The 19401-nt window shown below is 71.0% G+C and carries 18 protein-coding genes; 6 read left to right on the top strand and 12 right to left on the bottom strand.

What is annotated here, in order from left to right; translation table 11 throughout:
• Positions 1–32: 32 nt before the first annotated feature.
• From ACIBKY_RS19140 to ACIBKY_RS19150, 3 genes are read left to right on the top strand one after another with little or no spacing between them, the layout of a single operon-like run.
• Positions 33–713, top strand: coding sequence for a response regulator transcription factor (locus tag ACIBKY_RS19140; protein ID WP_397097978.1), 681 nt, complete (start codon positions 33–35; stop codon positions 711–713).
• Entirely contained in the window at positions 710–1948 is a 1239-nt protein-coding gene (locus ACIBKY_RS19145) for a sensor histidine kinase (RefSeq protein WP_397097979.1), read from the top strand. Before ACIBKY_RS19140 ends, ACIBKY_RS19145 begins: the two co-directional genes overlap by 4 nt.
• Positions 1949–1994: 46 nt before the next feature.
• Positions 1995–2309 carry a PepSY domain-containing protein gene (locus ACIBKY_RS19150; protein WP_397097980.1) on the top strand — a complete coding sequence of 105 codons (315 nt, stop codon included), beginning with the start codon at positions 1995–1997 and terminating at the stop codon, positions 2307–2309.
• Between the two features lie 3 nt (positions 2310–2312).
• Here the strand turns inward: ACIBKY_RS19150 and ACIBKY_RS19155 are convergent, their stop codons facing one another.
• The gene (locus ACIBKY_RS19155) at positions 2313–2984 is read right to left on the bottom strand and encodes an HNH endonuclease family protein (RefSeq protein WP_397097981.1); all 672 of its coding nucleotides are present in this window, start codon (positions 2982–2984) and stop codon (positions 2313–2315) included.
• 185 nt (positions 2985–3169) lie between these two features.
• Here ACIBKY_RS19155 and ACIBKY_RS19160 point away from each other — a divergent pair, with 185 nt between their 5' ends.
• Together ACIBKY_RS19160 and ACIBKY_RS19165 are read left to right on the top strand one after the other, a co-directional pair.
• Positions 3170–3751 (top strand): RNA polymerase sigma factor, encoded by a 582-nt coding sequence (locus ACIBKY_RS19160; RefSeq protein WP_397097982.1) that lies wholly within the window; start codon positions 3170–3172, stop codon positions 3749–3751.
• Positions 3748–4815: a CU044_5270 family protein gene (locus ACIBKY_RS19165; protein WP_397097983.1), complete on the top strand. Its 1068-nt coding sequence runs from the start codon at positions 3748–3750 to the stop codon at positions 4813–4815. Before ACIBKY_RS19160 ends, ACIBKY_RS19165 begins: the two co-directional genes overlap by 4 nt.
• Here the strand turns inward: ACIBKY_RS19165 and ACIBKY_RS19170 are convergent.
• From ACIBKY_RS19170 to miaA, 10 genes are all read right to left on the bottom strand, one after another.
• Entirely contained in the window at positions 4775–7912 is a 3138-nt protein-coding gene (locus ACIBKY_RS19170; RefSeq protein WP_397097984.1) for a 2Fe-2S iron-sulfur cluster-binding protein, read from the bottom strand. The genes ACIBKY_RS19165 and ACIBKY_RS19170 overlap by 41 nt on opposite strands.
• Complete coding sequence (locus tag ACIBKY_RS19175; RefSeq protein WP_397097985.1) at positions 7909–8148, bottom strand: sarcosine oxidase subunit delta; 240 nt, start codon at positions 8146–8148, stop codon at positions 7909–7911. Before ACIBKY_RS19175 ends, ACIBKY_RS19170 begins: the two co-directional genes overlap by 4 nt.
• The gene (locus ACIBKY_RS19180; RefSeq protein ID WP_397097986.1) at positions 8148–9350 is read right to left on the bottom strand and encodes a sarcosine oxidase subunit beta family protein; all 1203 of its coding nucleotides are present in this window, start codon (positions 9348–9350) and stop codon (positions 8148–8150) included. The genes ACIBKY_RS19175 and ACIBKY_RS19180 overlap by 1 nt, the downstream gene beginning before the upstream one ends.
• 414 nt (positions 9351–9764) lie before the next feature.
• Positions 9765–12188 carry an FAD-dependent oxidoreductase gene (locus tag ACIBKY_RS19185; RefSeq protein WP_397097987.1) on the bottom strand — a complete coding sequence of 808 codons (2424 nt, stop codon included), beginning with the start codon at positions 12186–12188 and terminating at the stop codon, positions 9765–9767.
• Positions 12189–12610: 422 nt separating this feature from the next.
• Complete coding sequence (locus tag ACIBKY_RS19190; protein ID WP_397097988.1) at positions 12611–12973, bottom strand: phosphomannose isomerase type II C-terminal cupin domain; 363 nt, start codon at positions 12971–12973, stop codon at positions 12611–12613.
• 37 nt (positions 12974–13010) lie between these two features.
• Positions 13011–13769 (bottom strand): SDR family NAD(P)-dependent oxidoreductase, encoded by a 759-nt coding sequence (locus ACIBKY_RS19195; protein WP_397097989.1) that lies wholly within the window; start codon positions 13767–13769, stop codon positions 13011–13013.
• Entirely contained in the window at positions 13769–16045 is a 2277-nt protein-coding gene (locus tag ACIBKY_RS19200; RefSeq protein ID WP_397097990.1) for a tetratricopeptide repeat protein, read from the bottom strand. The genes ACIBKY_RS19195 and ACIBKY_RS19200 overlap by 1 nt, the downstream gene beginning before the upstream one ends.
• A 19-nt stretch (positions 16046–16064) precedes the next feature.
• Positions 16065–16820: a hypothetical protein gene (locus ACIBKY_RS19205; protein WP_397097991.1), complete on the bottom strand. Its 756-nt coding sequence runs from the start codon at positions 16818–16820 to the stop codon at positions 16065–16067.
• A gap of 25 nt (positions 16821–16845) precedes the next feature.
• Positions 16846–17658 (bottom strand): diaminopimelate epimerase, encoded by an 813-nt coding sequence (gene dapF / locus ACIBKY_RS19210; protein WP_397097992.1) that lies wholly within the window; start codon positions 17656–17658, stop codon positions 16846–16848.
• Positions 17655–18548: a tRNA (adenosine(37)-N6)-dimethylallyltransferase MiaA gene (gene miaA / locus ACIBKY_RS19215; RefSeq protein WP_397097993.1), complete on the bottom strand. Its 894-nt coding sequence runs from the start codon at positions 18546–18548 to the stop codon at positions 17655–17657. Before miaA ends, dapF begins: the two co-directional genes overlap by 4 nt.
• A gap of 79 nt (positions 18549–18627) precedes the next feature.
• Between miaA and ACIBKY_RS19220 the strand changes: the two genes are divergently transcribed.
• Positions 18628–18909, top strand: coding sequence for an antitoxin (locus ACIBKY_RS19220; RefSeq protein WP_397097994.1), 282 nt, complete (start codon positions 18628–18630; stop codon positions 18907–18909).
• On the opposite strand, the gene ACIBKY_RS19225 is transcribed toward ACIBKY_RS19220, so the two are convergent.
• The gene (locus tag ACIBKY_RS19225; protein WP_397097995.1) at positions 18906–19400 is read right to left on the bottom strand and encodes a methylated-DNA--[protein]-cysteine S-methyltransferase; all 495 of its coding nucleotides are present in this window, start codon (positions 19398–19400) and stop codon (positions 18906–18908) included. The genes ACIBKY_RS19220 and ACIBKY_RS19225 overlap by 4 nt on opposite strands.
• Position 19401: the final 1 nt, after the last annotated feature.

Here is a 19401-nt window from a genome sequence, read left to right on the forward strand (position 1 = left end):
CCAGGTCTAACGCCAGGTTAACGTGGAGTTATATGGCCTCCATCCTCCTCATCGAGGACGACGTGACCATCCGCACCGCCCTGACCAGGGGCTTGCGCGAGCTGGGTAACGCCGTCTCCTCCTCGTCCACCGCCCTCGACGGCCTGCGCCTGGCCGTGCAGGACCGCCCCGACCTGGTCGTGCTCGACCTCGGCCTGCCCGACCTGGACGGCCTGGAGCTGCTGCGCATGCTGCGCTCGGTCAGCCAGGTGCCGGTGATCGTGGCCACGGCGCGCGACGGCGACGCCGAGATGGTCCCGGTCCTCGACGCGGGCGCCGACGACTACGTGGTCAAGCCGTTCAGCGCCGCCCAGCTCAACGCCCGGGTCAAGGCGGTGCTGCGCCGTACCGGGGAAGACCGCCCCGACGCGTCGGTGAAGGTCGGCGGGCTGAGCGTCGATCCGCGCTCGCGGGTGGCCGCGCTCGACGGGACACCGCTGGACCTGACGCCGCGGGAGTTCGACGTGCTGCACTACCTGGCCGCCCGCGCGGGCGAGGTGGTCTCCAAGCGCGAGCTGCTCACGGAGGTCTGGCAGCTCCCGTACGGCGGCGCCGACAAGACGGTCGACGTCCACCTGTCGTGGCTGCGCAGAAAGCTCGGCGAGACCGCCTCCGAACCCCGCTACCTCCACACCGTCCGCGGCGTCGGCGTCAAGCTGGTCGGGCCCGCGTGAGGCGCTGGCTGGGGCTGCTGGTGGCGGCCACGACGTCGGTGGTGCTGATCGCGCTGCTGGTGCCGATGGCGCTGCTGATCCGCTCGGTGGCCGAGAACGGCGCCATGGCGCGGGCCACCAGCGCGGCCGAGTCGGTGGTCGTGGCGGTGGGCACGCCGGACCTGGAGCTGGCGGTCGAGCGGGTGCCCGCGCCCGTGTCGGTGTTCCTGCCGGACGGGCGGGTCGTGGGCGCGCGGGCGCGGGAGTCGGACGCGGTCCGGCTGGCGCGCGCGGGGCGCAGCGTGACCGCGGAGACGGCGGGCGGCAGGGAGGTCCTGGTCTCGGTCAGGTCCGCGCAGGGCCCGGTGGTGATCCGGGTGTTCGTGAGCGACGCGGAGCTGTTCGCGGGCGTGCGGGAGGCGTGGCTGGCGCTGCTGCTGCTCGGTCTCGCGCTGGTGGTGCTGGGGATCGTGCTGGCCGACCGGCTGGCGGTGCGGGTGACGCGGCCGGTGGACGAGCTGGCGCGGGTCTCCCACCGGCTGGCAGGAGGCGACCTGGAGGCGCGGGCGGAGCCGGGCGGGCCGCCCGAGGTGGAGTCGGTGGGCCTGGCGCTCAACCACCTGGCCGGCCGGATCGGCGACCTGCTCGCCAGTGAGCGCGAGTCGGTGGCGGACCTGTCACACCGCCTGCGCACGCCGCTGACCGGTCTGCGCCTGGACGCCGAGTCGCTGCGCGACCCGGAGGAGGCGGCCCGCATCGGCGAGCGCGCCGACGCCCTGGAACGCGCGGTGAACGCCGTCATCACCGAGGCCCGCGGCCGCACGGGCGTCCGGCCGCCGCCCGCCTCGTGCGACGCGACGGCGGTGGTGGGCGATCGGGTGCGGTTCTGGGCGGTGCTGGCCGAGGATCAGGAGCGCGCCCTCACGGTCGAGCTGCCCGGCGGGCCGCTTGAGGTCGCGGTGGGGGCGGCCGAGCTGGCGGCGTGCGTGGACGCGCTGCTGGGCAACGTCTTCGCCCACACCCCCGAGGGAGTCGCCTTCTCCGTACGGCTGGCGCCGCACGAGAAGGGCGCCGCCCTGACCGTCGCCGACGAGGGCCCCGGGTTCCCGCCCGAGCTGCAGGAACGCGGCTCCAGCGCGGGCGGCTCCACCGGGCTGGGCCTGGACATCGCCCGCCGTACGGCCGAGTCGTCGGGCGGCGCGATGACGGTGTCGAGTGCCGCCGTCGAGCTGATTCTCGGCTTAACCCAGCGTTAGGGTTGCCACAGCGCGGCTTTACCGTTGATCGCGCTTTGCTTGACCCATGAACATCACCAAGAAGATCGTCATCGCCGGCGCCGGCGCCGTGGTCCTCCTCGCGGGCGGCGGCGTCGCCTACGCCTCGGCCAACGCCCCCGTGGCCCCGAAGGTCACGGTCGAGCAGGCCATCGACATCGCCAAGAAGCAGGTCCCCGGCGCGTGGGTGAGCAGCGTCGACCACGACGAGGACGGCTCCTGGGACGTCGACCTGGTCAAGGGCGACGTCGAGCACGAGCTGCGGCTTGACGCGAGCAACGGCAAGGTCCTCAAGAACCAGACCGAGAAGGCCGACGCGGACGACGCCGCCGACGACGACTGACCCTCAGCACCCGTCGAGTACGCGCTCCATGGCCTCTTTCTCCGCGGCCGTCACCCAGAGCGCGTACTTGACCTTCACGTCGATCTGCCGCGCGATGTAGGCGCACCGATAGCCCTTGCGCGGCGGCAGCCAGGTGGCCGCGTCGGAGTCGCTCTTCTGGTTGTTGAGCGGCCCGTCGACGGCCATGAGGTTGAGCGGGTCGTTGGCGAACTCCCTGCGCTTGCCGTCCGCCCACTGCTGGGCGCCCTTCTGCCAGGCGTCGGAGAGCGGGATCACGTGGTCGATCTGCACGGCCATGCTGGTGTCGTTGCCGCGCTTGAACTTGATCGTCTTGCCGCTGTAGGGGTCGTCGAGCACGCCCGTGAGCACGATGCAGTCGTGGGTGCCCGCCTTGAACTTCTCCTCGCGCATGTCGCGCTTGAGGATGTCGTTGCGCGTGTCGCAGCCGTTGCGGTCGACGTCGGCCCAAGCGGGGCCGAACTTGTCGCGCTCGAAGCCGGTACGCGGCGCCCGCCCCTTGACCGAGAGCTTGTCCAGCTTCTTCCGTGCGTCGCCTGCCTTGACCGGAGTCGTGGACTTGTCGGTCCCCTGCTCCACTCCGGCCTGCAACCCTCCGCACCCGGCGGCCAGTGCCGCGACGACGGCCAGCCCGCCCGCGAGACGACGTACGCGCACCGCAACCTCCATGCCAAGAAATGGTCAAGCGACTCCCCCTAGAGTCTAAACAGGGCAAATTCCTTAATATCCTGATTGAGCCTTTCAAAAGATCTTGGGAACCGAACGGCCGGTGCGGGTGAGAACGGGGTGAAGGGCGCGAACGCGCCCTACGGAAGGAAAGCCCCCATGGAAAGACTCACGCTGTGGTGAGCGCCGCGCTGTCCGGCCGTCCAACGGCCGACGCCGACGCCGCCGTCATCGCGGAGTCGCTGGCCGAGCCCGATCGTTTCGCGCGCATCTTCGACCTGCACGCGGACGAGATCCACCGCTACGCCGCCCGGCGGCTGGGCGCCGGCCAGGTGAGCCTGGCCGACGACGTGACCGCCGAGACCTTCCTGGTCGCCTTCCGCAAGCGCCGGCGTTACGACCTCACGCGCCCCGACGCCCGCCCCTGGCTGTACGGCATCGCCGCCAACCTCATCTCCAAGCACCGCCGTACCGAGACCAGGAAGCTCAGGGCGCTCGCCCGCACGGCCGAGCCGGAGGGCGAGGCGTTCGAGCAGCGCAGCGTCGACCGCATGGACGCCGAACGGCTCGGCCCCGGCCTGGCCGCCGCCCTGGCCAAGCTCGGCGCGGCCGAACGGGAACTGCTGTTCCTCGTCACCTGGGCCGAGCTGTCCTACGAGCAGGCGTCGGAGGCGCTGGGCATCCCGGTGGGCACCGTGCGCTCGCGCCTGTCACGCACCCGAGCCAAGATCCGCAGCGCCCTGGAAGGCACCCGATGAACGAGTTCGACCTGGTCAACCAGGCACGTCCCGACGTCTCCCCCTACGATCCCGGCACCAAGGCCATGGCCAGGGATCAGCTGGTCGCGGCGGGCAGGAAGCGCCTCGCGTGGCGCAAGCCGTACACCTTCGCCGTGGCCGGAGCGCTCGCGCTCGCGGTCGGCGTGGGCGCGGCCGTGTTCCTGCCCGCCGAGACCCCACGCGTGAGCCCGCGGCAGAGCGCGCCCGTCGCGCTGCCGAAGATCGCGCTCATGTCGGCGGAGCAGGTGTTCGACCGTGCGGCGGGGGCCGCTGTCGAGGAGCTGGAGCCACGCGACGACCAGTACGTGGTCACCGAGTCTCAGACCATGTACACCTCGCAGTCGATCGGCGAGGGCACGGAGGAGCGGTGGCTGTACCGGACGAAGCGGAAGATCTGGCTCAGGGCCGACGGGAAGCAGGACTCCCAGGGGCGAGACGGCGTGCTCCAGATCGAGACCATCGACCCGGTCGCCTACCCCGGCTGGGAGATCCCGAAGAGGGCCTATGAGGAGAAGGGCGTCGAGGTCATGCCGCTGACGTCCTGCGGCGCGAGGGGTCCGTGGAGCAAGGACTACGCGACGCTCAAGCAGTTGCCCACCGACGCCGAGGCGATGAAGGCGTGGCTGTACAAGACCTTCCCCAGCGACGGCGACAAGCAGATCGCTCCCGAGTTCGCGGTCTGGGACGGCGCCAGCGAGCTGCTGCGCGAGGCGTACATGCCGCCGGCGCAGCGGGCCGCGCTGTTCAAGGCGCTGGGCACGCTGCCCGGCATCACCGTCACCGAGGGCGCCGAGGACGCGGCGGGCCGTAAGGGGCTCGGCGTGGGCGGCGTCTGGCGCGGCCAGCGCTCCGAGCTGATCATCGACGGCGAGAGCTACGCGCTGCTCGGCGAGCGCAGCGTGGTCGTGGACGAGAAGGCGGCCGGGGCACCGGTCGGCAGCCTGCTGGCCTCGACCGCGCAGCTCAAGGTCTCGGTCTCCGACACCGCGCCGGACGCGCCGGTCACCTCGAAGGAGGACTGCTCTCAGAACCAGGGTGGCTGAGCGCGTCCAGCAGCCATTCGGCCAGGTAGCCGGTGAACGACGAGCGCACATAGACGCGGAACACGTCCGGGGCGGTCCGTTCCAGGATCACCCCGGCCTTTCCGAGCAGCGTCTGCGCGTATCCGGGGAAGACCGCGGGGTGCAGGTCGATCGGGCAGCCGGTGACCAGCACCTCGACGGCGTCCGGGCCGGACAGCTCCAGCACGGTGCGCTGGCCGGAGACGTCCGTCCAGCCCTCCCCGCCGCTCTCCCCGGTCACCAGCCACCAGGCGGGGCCAAGGCGCAGTCCCTGACCCGGGTCCCGGCCGCGTACCTCCCACATGCGCACGAACGGCAGCTCGCGCAGCCGTACCCGCTCAGAGCTCGCGGCCAGGAAGCGGTGGGCGAAACGCGCGGCTGGGCTCTCCGGCCGCCACTCCCCCACCGTGCCGCCGCTCTCGACGCCGACGCTCTCGACGCCGACTCTCTCGACGCCGACGCTCTCGACCGGATCGCCGTCGCGGCGGGCGTTTTCCGGGTCGTAGAAGACCGGCTCGACCACCGTGACCGGCACCGTACGCCCGCCCGAGACCGCCTCCAGCCGGTCGCCCGGCGCGACGTCGCGCGCCATCGCCAGCACGGCGCCGGCATAGCTGGAGGTCACGTGCCCCAGCATCTCGCGGCCGCCCGGCGCGACGAGCTGCGCTCCTTCCTCCACGAACGCCTCCGGCCGCAGCCCGACCAGGCGCTTGCGGCCCTCGCGTGCGGTGTCGGGGCGGGCGTGCGAGCGCTTGCCGACGTAGTCCGGCTTGCGGCGCGAGACGATCCACTCCATGCCGAGGTCCTGCGGGGTGACGGTCCCGTCGGTCTCCTGCCCGACGATCGCGAAGCCCTTCTCGGCGCGCAGCACGTGCATGGTCTCCGTCCCGTACGGCACCGCCCCCAGGGCCAGCACGCTCTCCCACAACGCGGCGCCGAACCACCACGGCACGTTGACCTCGTAGGCCAGCTCGCCCGAGAAACTGATCCTGAACACCCGCCCGTCCACCCCGGCGACCGGCGTCTCCAAGCACCGCATGAACGCCAGCTCCGCCGCCTCGGGCGCGAGCGCCGCCACGACCTCGCGCGCCTTCGGCCCCGCCACCGCCACGGTCGCCCAGTGGTCGGTCACCGAGGTGAACCGCACGTCCAGCTCGGGCCATTCGGTCTGATGCCACTCCTCCAGCCAGTCGAGCACGGCGGCGGCGTTGCCCGTCGTGGTCGTCATGAGGAAGTGCTCGGGCCCGAGCCTGGCCGTGGTGCCGTCGTCGAAGACCATCCCGTCGGCCTTGCACATCAGCCCGTAGCGGCAGGCGCCCACGGCCAGCGTCGAGTACAGGTTGGTGTAGATCCGGTCCAGGAACTCACCGGCGCCGGCGCCCCTGATGTCGATCTTGCCGAGGGTGGAGGCGTCCATGGCGGCCACCGCCGTACGCGCCGCCCGGCACTCGCGCCGCACCGCCTCGTCCATGTCCTCCTCGCCGAGGGGGAAATAGCGCGGGCGCTTCCACTGGCCGACGTCCTCGAAGACCGCGCCCCTGGCGAGGTGCGACTCGTGCATGGCGGTGGTGCGCACGGGGTCCGACAGCGCGCCGCGGTCGCGCCCCGCCAGCGTCGCGAAGGACACCGGCGTGTACGGCGGGCGGAACGTCGTCGTCCCCATCTGGCCCGGCGCCGTCCCGAGCAGCGCCGACATGACGCCCACGACCACCGTGCCCGCCGTCTTGCCCTGGTCGGCGCCGGTGCCCGCGGTGGTGTAGCGCTTGACGTGCTCCACCGAGCGCATGCCGGTGCCGGAGGCGCGCTGGAGGTCGGCCACGGTGACGTCGCGGTGGAGATCGGCGAAGGACGTCGCGGGATCGTCGCCCATCACCCAGAGCGCGGCGGGCGGCTTCGGCGGCGGCTCCTCACTGCTCGGGACGTGGTGGCTCGCCCGCTCGGCGAACCCGGTCAGCCCCGCCGCCTGGGAACCGGCGGCGAAGCCGTCCGCGATCGCCTCGGCCGTGCCGTACAGGCCCCTGCACGCCCCGGCCGAGCGCTCGGCCTGCGCCGACAGGTGCGGCACGAACGCCTGCAGTTCCTCGTCGAAGCGCAGCCTGCCCTGCGACTGGCTGAACAGGTGCACCACCGGGTTCCACCCGCCCGCCACGGCCAGCAGGTCGGCCTCGAAGCGCCCGCCGCCGCGCGTACGGACGCCGGTGAGCACCCCTTCCGCGTCGGCGGTGGTGCCGGTGATCTCCGCGCCGTCGCGGGCGTCGAGGACGGCGAGCACCTCCACCCCGGCCGCCGCCAGGTCGCTGGCGGCCTCGTGCCCGGAGTCGGCGCAGGTGAAGACCACCGCCCGGGTGCCGGGCCGCACGCCGTACCTGTTGGCATAGGTACGCGCGGCGGAGGCGAGCATCACGCCGGGACGGTCGTTGTCAGGGAAGGCCAGGGAGCGCTCCTGCGCGCCCGTCGCCAGCACCACGCGGCGCGCCCGCAGATGCCACAGGCGCTCGCCCGAGCCGCGCTTCTCGACCGCGGTCAGATAGTTGTCGTCGTAGTAGCCGATCGCGGTGGTCCTGGTCAGCACCCGCACCTCGGGCAGCACCGCGAGCTGGTGCGCGACCTCGGCCACCCAGTCGAGGGCGGGCGCGCCGTCCAGGCCGGCCCGGCAGGCCAGCAGGTCGCCGCCCAGCACCGGCTGGTCGTCCACCAGGATGACGCGCGCGCCCGACTCACCGGCCGCCAGCGCCGCGGCCAGCCCCGCCGGACCGCCGCCGACCACGAGCACGTCGCAGTGCAGGTAGCCCTTGTCGCAGCGGCGCCCGTCCGGCTCGGACAGGTCGACGCGGCCCTTGCCGCGCAGACTCCACGCGGCCAGGCCCTCGTGCAGCTCGACCGTCGTGGCCGCGAGCATGGGGTCGGCGCCGACGCGGACCAGCGCGTTCGGCTCCTCGGGGCCCGCGGAGAAGACGCCGCGCGGGCGGCCCAGGTCGACGCTGCGCCCGACCACGCGCACGCCGTTGCGCAGCAGCGCGGCCGCGAGCGTGTCGCCCTGCCGCCCCTCGTAGGGCCGCTCGTCGAAGGTGAACCTCACGGGTGCGGCCTCATCTCGTGGGTGACGGTGTGGCGGTGCACGGAGAACCAGGTCCGGCAGCCGTGCGCGTGGAACCAGCGCTCGTGGAACCAGCCCTTGGGGTTGTCGCGCATGAACAGGTATCCGGCCCACGCCTCGTCGTCGACGTCCGGGGTGTAGGCGATCCCGGCCTGGCCGCCGTAGGTGAACTCGTTCTCGTCGCGTGGCCCGCAGTGCGGGCAGTCGATCAGCATCATCAGTGCGCCACCGCCGCGGCTCCGTGCTCGTCGATGAGGGCGCCGGTGGTGAACCGCTCCAGCGCGAAGGGTACGGCCAGCGGATGCGGCTCGTCATGGGCGATCGTGTGGGCGTAGACCCAGCCGGAGCCGGGGGTGGCCTTGAAGCCGCCGGTGCCCCAGCCCGCGTTGACGAACAGGCCGTCGACCGGCGTCCTGCCGATGATCGGGGAGGCGTCGGGCGAGACGTCCACGACGCCGCCCCAGGTGCGCAGCACCCGGACCCGGCTGAAGATCGGAAACAGCTCCAGGGCCGCGGCCATCTGGGCTTCGATGACGTGGAAGGCGCCGCGCTGGCCGTAGGAGTTGTAGGAGTCGATCCCGGCGCCCATGACCAGTTCGCCCTTGTGGGCCTGGCTGACGTAGACGTGGACGGCGTTGGACATCACGACGCAGTCGAGGACCGGTTCCAGCAGTTCGGAGACGAGGGCCTGGAGGGGGTGGGACTGCAGCGGCAGCGGGAATCCCGCTCGGGCGGCGAGCACGGAGGTGTGCCCGGCGGCCGCGAGCGCGACCTTCCCGGCGGCGATCCGTCCCCTGGTCGTCTGGACGGCCGACACCCGATTTTTCACCATTTCGAAGCCTGTGACTTCGATGTTCTGGATGAGGTCAATGCCGTAGGCGTCTGCTTTGCGGGCCAGGGCCCAGGCGACGTGATCGTGCTTGGCGATCCCGCCCCGCCGCTGGAGCGTGGCACCGAGGACCGGGTAACGGGCGGAGTCCGAGACGTTGACGACCGGGCAGAACTTCCTGACCTCGTCCGCCTCCAGCCACTCGGCGTCGACGCCGTTGAGGCGGTTGGCGTTGACCCTGCGCCTGCCCTCGCGGACGTCTGCCAGGTTGTGGGCGAGATTGAGCACACCTCGCTGGCTGAACTGCAGGTCATAGCCGAGGTCGTCGCTGAGCCCCTCCCAGAGCTTGAGCGAGTGCTCGTAGATGGCGGCGCTCTCGTCCCACAGGTAGTTGGAACGGATGATCGTGGTGTTCCTGGCCATGTTGCCACCGGCCAGCCAGCCCTTCTCCAGGACGGCCACGTTGGTGATCCCATGGTTCTTGGCCAGGTAGTAGGCGGTGGCCAGCCCATGCCCACCGGCACCGACGATGACCACGTCGTAGGCGGGCTTCGGCTCAGGATTCCGCCACAGAAACTCAGGATGACTCACGCCGCCCGCCTCCACCCTTCCCCAACCCCACACCAGCCCACGACAACCCCCGGCCCGAGACCCTCCAACCCATCACCCCTTGGTCCGACCAACCGGAGTCCGACCAACCGTGGTCCGACCGCCCGGAGTCCGACCGCCTCCGGCCTGACATACCCCGGACCGACGGCCCGTGGCACGACCCACCCAAGTCTGACCACCCCGAACCCAACCGCCCGGAGTCCGACCACCCCCGGCCTGACATACCCCGGACCGACAGCCCGTGGCACGACCCACCCAGGTCCGACCGCCCGGGGTTCGACCAACTCTGGTCTGACCCACCTGGGTCTGAGCACCGCAGGTCTGACTGGGCAGGGTCTGGGGGCTCTGGTCGGGTGTCGGGGTGGGGTGGAGTGGGTGGGGGTTCCGTCGATCGGATCATCGTCGGATCTTCTCCATCTTGGCGTCGAACAGGGGCTCGGCGGCGACCTCGGCCGGGACGGGGCGGCCGAAGTAGGCGACCTCCACCTCCGTACCAGGAGTGGTGAGGTCGATCGGCAGCCAGGCGTAGGCGATCGGGCGGCCGATGGTGTGGCCGTAGGCGGCGCTGGTGGTGTGGCCGACCGTGGCGCCGCCGTGCCGTACCGGCTCCTTGCCCATCACGACCTCGGCCGTCAGCAGCGGCACGAGCTTGCGCGTGATCTCCTTGGACAGCGCGTCCCGGCCGAGGAAGTCCTTGTCCTCCCGGACGGCGAAGGCCAGCCCCGCCTCGTACGGGTTGTGCTCAGGCGTCATGTCCACGCCCCACAACCGGTACCCCTTCTCCAGCCGCAGGCTGTTGAACGCCGCCCGCCCGCCCGCGATCGGCAGCCCCGTCGCCCAGAGCGTGTCCCAGAGTTTGAGGCCCAGATCGGCACTGGTGTAGAGCTCCCAGCCCAGCTCCCCCACGTACGACACGCGCATGGCGGTCACCGGAACGTGCCCGATGTAGCCCTGCTTACAGGTGAAATACCGGAACCCCTCATGAGACATGTCCAGGTCCGTGAGCGGCTGCACGAGTTCGCGGGCCCGTGGCCCCCACACGCCCACACAGCATGTCCCGGGCGTGATGTCCCGGACCCGCACATCGCCCGGCGCGTGCCGCTGCAGCCAGTCGAGGTCGAGGTTGCCGTTGGCGCCGACCTGGAACCGCTCCTCGGTCAGCCGCGCGACCGTGAGATCGGACCGCACCCCGCCACCGGCATCGAGCAGCAGCGTGTACGTCACGGAACCGGGCTGCTTGTCGACGTTGTTCGTCGTCATCCGCTGCAAGAACGCCGCCGCCCCGGCCCCCGCCACCTCGATCCGCTTGAGCGGCGTCATGTCGTAGAGGGCGACCCGCTCACGGGTGTGGTGGGACTCGGCGGCGGCGATCGGTGACCAGTACCGCGCCGCCCAGTCATCCCGTTCCATGCCGCCCGGCCGTACCGGATCATCGGGAAGCGGGGTGTTGGACGTGAACCACTGCGGACGCTCCCACCCCGCCCCCTCCAGGAAGAACGCCCCGAGCTCCCGCTGACGCGGATAGAACGGGCTGGTCCGCATAGGACGGGGCGATTCCATCGGCTGGAGCGGATGGATGATGTCGTAGACCTCGACGAAGTTCTGCTTGCCGCGTTCCTCGATGAAGGCGGGCGCGAGGTGGACGGGCTCGAAGCGGTTCAGCTCGCACTCGTGCAGGTCGAAGCTGGAACGCCCGTCGACCAGCACCTCCGCCAGCGCCTTGGCCACCCCCGCCGAATGCGTCACCCACACCGCCTCGGCCAGCCAGAACCCGTCGAGCTGCGGCGCCTCCCCGATCAGCGGAAACCCGTCCGGCGTGAAGGAGAAGATCCCGTTGATCCCGTCGGTGTAGGCCGACTCCTTGAGCGCGGGCAGCAGCTCGACGGCGTCCCGCCAGGCGGGTTCGAAGTCCTCTTCGGTGAATGCCTGGACCGACGGCATCGTGGTGCCGTTGGGCCCGATCTCCTCCTGCCGGACCGGCATCGGCCGGTGCGCATAGGACCCGACGCCGATCTGGTCCCCGTGTTCCCGGAAATACAGGTCTCTGTCCTGGTGCCGCAGGATGGGACGTACCGCTTCGGGATTTCCTTCCAGTACGGCCAGCGGCTCCGACCGCGCGTACTGATGAGCCAGCGGCAGCAACGGCACACTCACGCCCGCCATCGCCCCGATGCCCGGTCCCCAGAATCCCGCCGCGCTGACCACGACGTCAGCGGGTATGACCCGGTACTCGAGCCCCTCCGCACCGACCTCGACCGCCACCCCGGTGACCCGCCCGCCCTGCTGTTCGATCCCCACCACGGTGTGGTGCGGCAGGAACCGCGCCCCCCGCTCGATCGCCCGCCGCGCCTGCGCCTCGCCGCACCGCAGCGCGCTGGCCAGCCCGTCCGTCGGCACGAAGTAGCCGCCCAGCACGCGCGCGGGGTCGAGCATCGACCACAGTTCGAGGCACCGCTCGGGACTGATCACCTCACCGTGCACACCCCACGCCTCGGCCCAGCCCTGGCGTCGCCGCAGGTCCGCGAGCCGTTCGGGGGTCGTGGCCACTTCCAGCCCGCCGACCTGCTTGAAGCACCACTGCCCGTCGAGCGAGAGCCCGCTGTACTTGTTGACCGTGTAAGTGGCGAACTCCGTCATCGTCTTGGACGGATTGGTCTGGAACACCAGCCCAGGCGCATGAGAACTCGACCCGCCCGCGGCGAACAGGGGCCCCTGTTCGACCACGGTGACGTCGGTCCACCCCCGCCCGGTGAGCTCATCGGCCAGGGCACAGCCCACAATGCCGGCTCCAATGATCACTAACCGCGGCCGGGACACCATGCGCCCTCCGGTTGTTCCCTAATACGCAACACGTACCGGACTACGCAACGAACATAGAGCCCACCCGACCCCCAAACAAGAGCCCCACAGCCACCAACGCCAGCCGGCCCGAAAATGCGGGACCTCCCCCACCCAGAAGCCACCAAGACCCGTGGACGGCCGGAAACCCCGCACGATCAGGACACGCAAGGCGGAGGGCCCAAGAAGGGGAGCGGGCGGGGCGGAGGACACTCACCCGGAAGAGGCGGCAAGCCCGAAAGGCGCGAATGGCGGGCGAAGAGCCCGGGAGCCGGTTGACGAGGGCCGTTGCGGTGGGGACCACGTCCGACGTGAGAAGCGATCCCCCCGATCGGCGTCAACCGGCGACGGCGGGTGGCGTCAGCCCGGCTTGCCGTAACGGAAAAAGAGGCCCTTACAGAAGCTCAAGAACGCCCGTAGGCATCCTCGAGGCGCTCGATGTCGTCCTCGTCGAAGTGGCCGAAGGCGATCTCGAGGATGCGGGTGGCGGGGCCGGAGCTGCTGAGGCGGTGGGTCTGGCCGGCGCGGATCAGGACCCGGTCGCCGACCGCGGGCTCCGTGCGCTCGCCGTCGATCTCGAACACGCAACCCGGGTCAAGCGCCACCCACAGCTCGTCACGCGACTTGTGCCGCTGAAGGCTGAGCCGCTGACCGGGCGCCACATCGATGATCTTCACGGTCGACATCTCATTCAGGGTGAAGCGCTCAAAACCGCCCCAAGGCCGGTCGTCCCTAATAACTGCCGCAAGACGGTCGATGTCGCCCATAAATCCCTCCGAAACGTGAAGATCAGCGAGCAAACTATCAGGTCAGCAGAATCCCACCGTCAACCGGCAGCGTCACGCCCGTGATGTACGACGAGGCTTCGCTCGCCAGAAACACCGCCGCCGCCACGAGTTCATCGGCCTCGCCCACCCGGCCCATCACCACGCGCTGCTCCAGCATGCGCTCCAGGTATCCGGCGCTGTACTCGTCCGTCATCTCCGAGGCGAAGAAACCCGGCTCCAGGCAGTTGACCCGGATCCCGCGCCGCCCCGTCCACTGCTGCGCCAGATCACGGGTGAGCCCGATGACCCCGGCCTTCGACGCGCTGTAGGCCGCCTGCGGCAGTCCCGCCGTGGTCTCACCGAGGATGCTGCCGATGTTGACGATCGACGACCCGGGCCGCATGACGCGCGCGCACGCCTGCGCCATCCAGTAGCTCCCGTGCAGGTTGATGTCGATCACCCGCCGGAACTCCTCGGGAGTCTCCCGCAGCGCCGGTACGGCCGTGCCCACCCCGGCATTGTTGATCAGGACATCGACCTGCCCGAACTCCGCCACAGCGGCCTCGACCAGCGCCTGGCACTGCTCGACCGCGGTCACGTCGGTCGCGACGGCCAGGCAACGCCGCCCGGCTTCCTCGACCAGCTTCCGGGTCCCGTCGAGCCGGTCGGCCCGCCGGGCGCCGATCACGATGTCGGCCCCCGCCTGCGCCAGCCCGCGGGCGAAGGCCACGCCCAGGCCCGACGAGGCCCCGGTGACGATGGCCACCTTCCCGTCGAGCCTGAACTTGTCGATCATCAGAGACCGTACTCCTTGACGATGCGCTCGTGCCGCTCGACCTCGACGTCGATCTCGCGGGCCAGATCGAGCCAGGCCAGCGGGTGCGACCAGCGTTCGGTGGCGTCGTCGAGCAGGGCGTCGACATCGGTGGCCGCGACGTCCGGCGGGACGGCGACCCAGCCGTAGACGCCGGGCAGCGTCTCGCCGGAGGTCGGGTGGGTGACGGTGTAGTTTTCCTCCGAGTACACCCACATCGGCCAGCCGCGCTCGGCCATGACCTCGGTGAACTCGGCCCAGTCGCTCTCGGACGGCGCCGCGCCGTCGAAGAAGTAGCTGACGTAGCCGCCGGGCCGCAGGATGCTCACGGCCGCGAACGGCGGCACGAAGTTCTCCTGCTCCTTCGGGTCGTCGGGGATGGGCTCCAGGAGCTGCGGGTCGAAGACGACCAGGTCGCCGGCGTTGTACTCCATGCCACGCGGCTGCGGCAGCGCGAGGCGCGCCGTGGCCGGGCCGGTACGGATGGACAGCACCTGCCGCTGACCGCCGTCGGGCGCCGGGAGGATGACCCGGATCAGGCCCATCTCCTCCTCGATCGGGCCCTCGGTGGACTGGATCGGCATCCCGATCTTGGCCGCGCCCTTGCGGACGGTGTCCCAGTCCTCGGCGGCGGTCGCCATCACGACCATGCGCCAGACGTCCTCGTCGTTGAGCTCGTCGAGGACCTCCAGCAGCACCTGGGCGCCGCGGGCGTTGTCGTCGAGCTGCTGCGCCGCGCCCGAGACCAGGCGGCGCGCCTCCGTGCCGGCGCCGGCTGCGATGGCGTGCTCGCCCTCGGCGGCGGTCTCGGCCCAGCGCTCGCGAGCGCTGTGCAGGCGGGCGAGGGTGAGGTGCTGGGCGGCGTGCGGCAGCATCGCGGCCATCTGCTCCAGCCGCTCGTCCTGGCGTGCCTCGATGAGCAGCGTGGTCAGGTACGCGACGTCGTCGGAGTCGGCCGTGGCGATGTCGCCGGAGTCGACGAGCATCTTCCAGTAGATGTCGGCGCCGGTGGCCGGGTAGCCGAGGAAGCCGAGCGTGGTGGTGTGGCGGCGGGTGGCCTCCAGGTCGGAGCCGGAGATCGGGGCCAGCCAGCCGACCCACTTCTCGGGGTCGGCGTTGAAGCCGTCGGCGGCGTCGAAGTAGGCGACCCGCTCCTCCTCGGAGCCGGGAGCGTCCGGCTCGGAGGTGGCGTCGGCGGCGGCGCGCAGGCCGGCGATGCGCCCGGTGACGCTTTCCGCGTCGCGCAGCTCGCCGGAGAATTGCTCGGCGAGGCCGGCCAGCAGCCGCGCCTGCCACACGCCCTGGCGCGCGATGGCGAGGTCGCCGGCGACCAGGGCCAGCTCGACGCGGGCCTGGTAGCCGCCCATCATGCTGAAGTAGTCGATCCACTGGCGCAGGACGCGGCCGAGCTGCCAGGTGTTGGTGATCTGCGAGGAACCGGCGAGCTTGAGCACGACCTGCGCCCACTCGACGAAGTCGCGCGGGTGGTTGCCCACGACGTCGAGGTCGGGCAGCGCGTCCACGGCCTCGGCGGTGCGGCCGAGCTCGGCCAGGATGCGCGCGCGGCGTACACCGTCGCGGTGGGGCTTGGCGGGCGGGTCGTCGGCCGGGAAGTCGGCGGCGGCCTGCAGCGCGGTCAGCGCGGCGTCGGCGCGGCCCGCGGCCAGCAGCGCACCGGCGCTCGCGGCGCCGAGCTCCCAGCTGGCCGGCTTGTCGACGGCGCGCAGCTGCTCGACGGCGGACTCGGCGTAGGTGACGGCCTCCTCGGCGCGCCCGGCGTCGACCAGGGCCGCCACGTACTGCGTCACCAGACCGGTGTAGGCGGGCTGGTCGGCGGGCAGGCCCTCGATGGCCGCGCCCAGCTTCTCCAGGCGCTGCCCGGCGTAGCCGGGGCCGTCGGCGTTGGCCCAGGCGAGGGCGAGCGCCTCGACGGCGGCCGGGGCCGCAGGGCAGTCACGCACCTCCTCGCGCTGGGAGAACGCGAGCAGTTCCTCCGCGTCGCCGATCGCCACCGCGCCCTGGGCGCGGTCGCCCACCCGGCCCACGAGATGCCAATAGCGGGCGTAGAACTCGAGCCAGGGCAGCCCGAGCGCCTCCGCCTGCTGAGCGATGGCCGGGGCCATCACGTCGAGCTGGGGATAGCGGCCCTCGTAGGCCTGTGCGGGGAGGTCTCCCAGCGCCATGGCGAGGCCAACGTTGCCCGCCTCGGAAAGCTGCTGCTGGGTGTCGCCGACCCAGGCCCAGATGTCCACGTCCATGGGGAGTCAGTCTGCCAGGTCAATGGGCGTGCCCCAAACGGAGAAGCCCTATCAGCTCATCCGATTCAGCCGCGTTCAGGACAGAAAATACGGGAGCCATGAGCCGATCGGTCGTCTCCTCGATCTTGACCCGGCGCTCGATCATCTCGGCGGAGGGTTGCGGATAGGGCTCCGGCCAGGTGAAGAACCGCGCGATCGACTCACCGGTCGCGCGTCCGAACGGGGTGCCCTCGTGCGCGGCGGCGAGGACGGCGTCCAGCGGACGCATCCCTTCCGCGATCACCGCATTCGCATGCAGACCGCCCCGTAGCTCCCGCACGACGTGCATGAGCTGCGTCGCCCGCGCGGGCGCGTCATCGGGCAGGGGTACGGCCCGCCACCCGGCGAACAGGGGAGCCCCGACCGGCGAGGCCTTCTCGACGACCGGTTCGAGCAGTTCGGCGATCCTGGCGCAGCCGTCGAAGCCGCCGAGCTTGCGGCGCCCCCACGCGTGGCAGGCGCCGGTGTAGAGCTCGACCGCCTGCTCGACGGGCATCTTGCGGCCGCCGTCCCAGTTCTGCGAGACGTGCTCCGGCGGGAAGAAGACGGCCACGGAGGTGACCACGTCGGCCTCGCACTCGCCGAGCACGCCGCAGCGTCCGCGGAAGTAGAGCTCGCGCGGGCCGAGGCCGTACTCCTCGCAGAGTGCCTTGGCCTCCCTCGACAGCATGAAGTTGCCGCCCAGGACGCCGATGGGCGCTTTGACCTCGATCGCGGTGGTCTGTGGATCAGCCATGCGCCCAGCATCGCTCAGGAGAACATTATTCTGCAAGGGTCAGGTCGCCGGAGGCGATGATCACCGCCGGTCCGCTGAGGTAGCTGGTGTTCTCGTCGAGGGTGACCGTGAGCCGGCCGCCGGCGACCTCCACGATCCACTCGCCGGTGACCTCGCCGCTCAGGTGGGCCGCGGCGACGGCGGTGGCCACCGCCCCGGTGCCGCACGAGCGGGTCTCGCCGGAGCCGCGCTCGAAGACGCGCATGACCGCGCGGCGCGGGCCCACGGCGTTGAACAGCTCGATGTTGACGCCGCTGGGGAAGACACCGGGGTCGAAGGCCGGCTGGTGGGTCAGGTCGAGCTGGACGACGGGGTCGCCGATGGCGCAGGCCAGGTGGGGGTTGCCCATGTCGACGTGGAGGCCGGTGTACTCCTGGCCGGAGACGGAGGTGACGCTCTCGCCGTACACCGTGGGCCTGCCCATGTCTATCGTCACGTCCCCCTCGGCCCCGAGACGGACCTTGCGGACGCCGCCGCGGGTGGCGATGCCGAACTCGCCCGGCTCGGCGAGACCGGCGTCGACGAGGTAACGGGCGAAGACGCGTACGCCGTTGCCGCACATCTCGGCCATGCTGCCGTCGGCGTTGCGGTAGTCCATGAACCACTCGGTCTGCCCGGCCTGCTCGGAGACCTCGGGGCTGGACTTGCTGCGGACCACGCGGAGCACGCCGTCGGCGCCGAGGCCGATGCGGCGGTCGCAGATCTCGGCCACGAGCGCGGCCGACAGGTCGATCTCGCCATCCGGGTCGGGGATGATGACGAAGTCGTTCTCAGTACCGTGGCCCTTCAGAAACTTCATGGCACAAGCCTATCGACCGCAAGTCCCAGCAGATCGGGCGCGTCGTAGGGCAGCCAGACCACGCGGGGGTCGCGGCGGAACCACGACTCCTGGCGGCGGGCGAAGCGCCTGGTGGCCCGGACGGTCTCGGCGAACGCCTCCTCCTCGGTCCACTCTCCCGCCAGATATTTCATGACCTGGGCGTAGCCGAGCGCGCGACCCGCCGTACGGCCGTCCGCCAGGCCCCGGTCGAGCAGGACCCGCACCTCATCGACCAGGCCCGCCTCCCACATCCGCCCGACCCGCAGCTCGATGCGGGCGTCCAGTTCGGGGCGCGGCACGTCGAGGCCGATCTGGACGCTCGGGTACAGCGCCTCGTAGGAGGGCATCGTCGCCGAGAAGGGGCGCCCGGAGAACTCGATGACCTCCAGCGCGCGCACGATCCGCCGGCCGTTACTGGGCAGGATCGCCTCGGCGGCCTTGGGGTCGTCCGCCCGCAGCCGCTCGTACAGGACGGCGGGCCCCACCTGGGCCAGCTCCGCCTCCAGCCGGGCGCGGACCGCCGGGTCGGTTCCGGGGAAGTCGAGGTCGTCGAGGGCGGCGCGCACGTACAGGCCGCTCCCGCCGACGAGGATCGGCACCTCCAGCTTGTCGAGAAGCGGCCGGACCAGCCTCTGGTACTCGGCCACGCTGGCGGTGACGGTCACATCCCAGATGTCCAGTAGATGGTGAGGAACACCCCTTTGTTCGGTTTGGGAGAGTTTCGCCGTTCCAATGTTCATTCCTCGGTAAAGCTGCATGGAGTCGGCATTGATGCATTCGCCCCCCAGCCGGAGGGCCAGATCCACGGCGAGATCGGACTTTCCGGCCGCGGTGGGCCCCACGACGGCGATGACAGGCTGCTTGCGCACACCGATAAGTGTGTCAACACAAGGGGTATGAAGGAGACGACGGCTCGGGGGGGCCGTCAATGAGACATCGGGGGAAGACATGTCGATTTTCGACAAGGTCAAGGAGATGTTCGGCGGCCACGACGAGAAGCTGAAGAACATCCCCGAACAGGCCAAAGACACCGCCGGTCAGACTCAGGACTCGGCGGGCGGCATGATGGACGGCCTGCGTGAGAAGGCCGAGGACGCCGCCAACCAGGGCATCGACAAGGCCTCCACGGCCGCGAGCGATGCCACCGGCGGCAAGTACGACGAGCACATCGCCAGGGGCACCGACATGGCCAAGGACGCCGCCGACAAGATCGACGGCAAGGAGGGCTAGAGATCCAGCAGTGTGGGCTGTAGATAGCCCTCGTGGGTGAGCAGCCAGCGTTTGGTCTCCACGCCGATACCGCCGCTGAAGCCGCCCAGGCCCGCCGCCGCGAGCACGCGGTGGCAGGGCACCACGATCGGGATCGGGTTCGAGCCCATGATCGACCCGATCCCGCGTGCGGGCACGCTCGTGCCGCTCAGCCGGGCGAGCTCGCCGTAGGTGACGACCTTCCCGTACGGCACGCCGTGCAGTGCCCGTAGCACCGCCCGCCGCGACCCCGCCATGAGACTCCAGTCGATGGGCGTCTCGAACGCCTTGAGCTCACCGGCGAAATAAAGCTTCAGCTCATCGAGCACGAAAGCCGTACGATCCGGGTCATGAACCTCGTCGAGGCCGACCTGGAGCGCGCGCCAGCCCGTCGCGACCAGCCCGTCCTCGGTGACGGCCACATGGAAGGCGCCGACGGGCGTCGGCAGCTGAGCGTAGGCGACGGTGAGCATC

Source organism: Nonomuraea sp. NPDC050394, from assembly GCF_044459065.1.
Lineage (GTDB): Bacteria > Actinomycetota > Actinomycetes > Streptosporangiales > Streptosporangiaceae > Nonomuraea.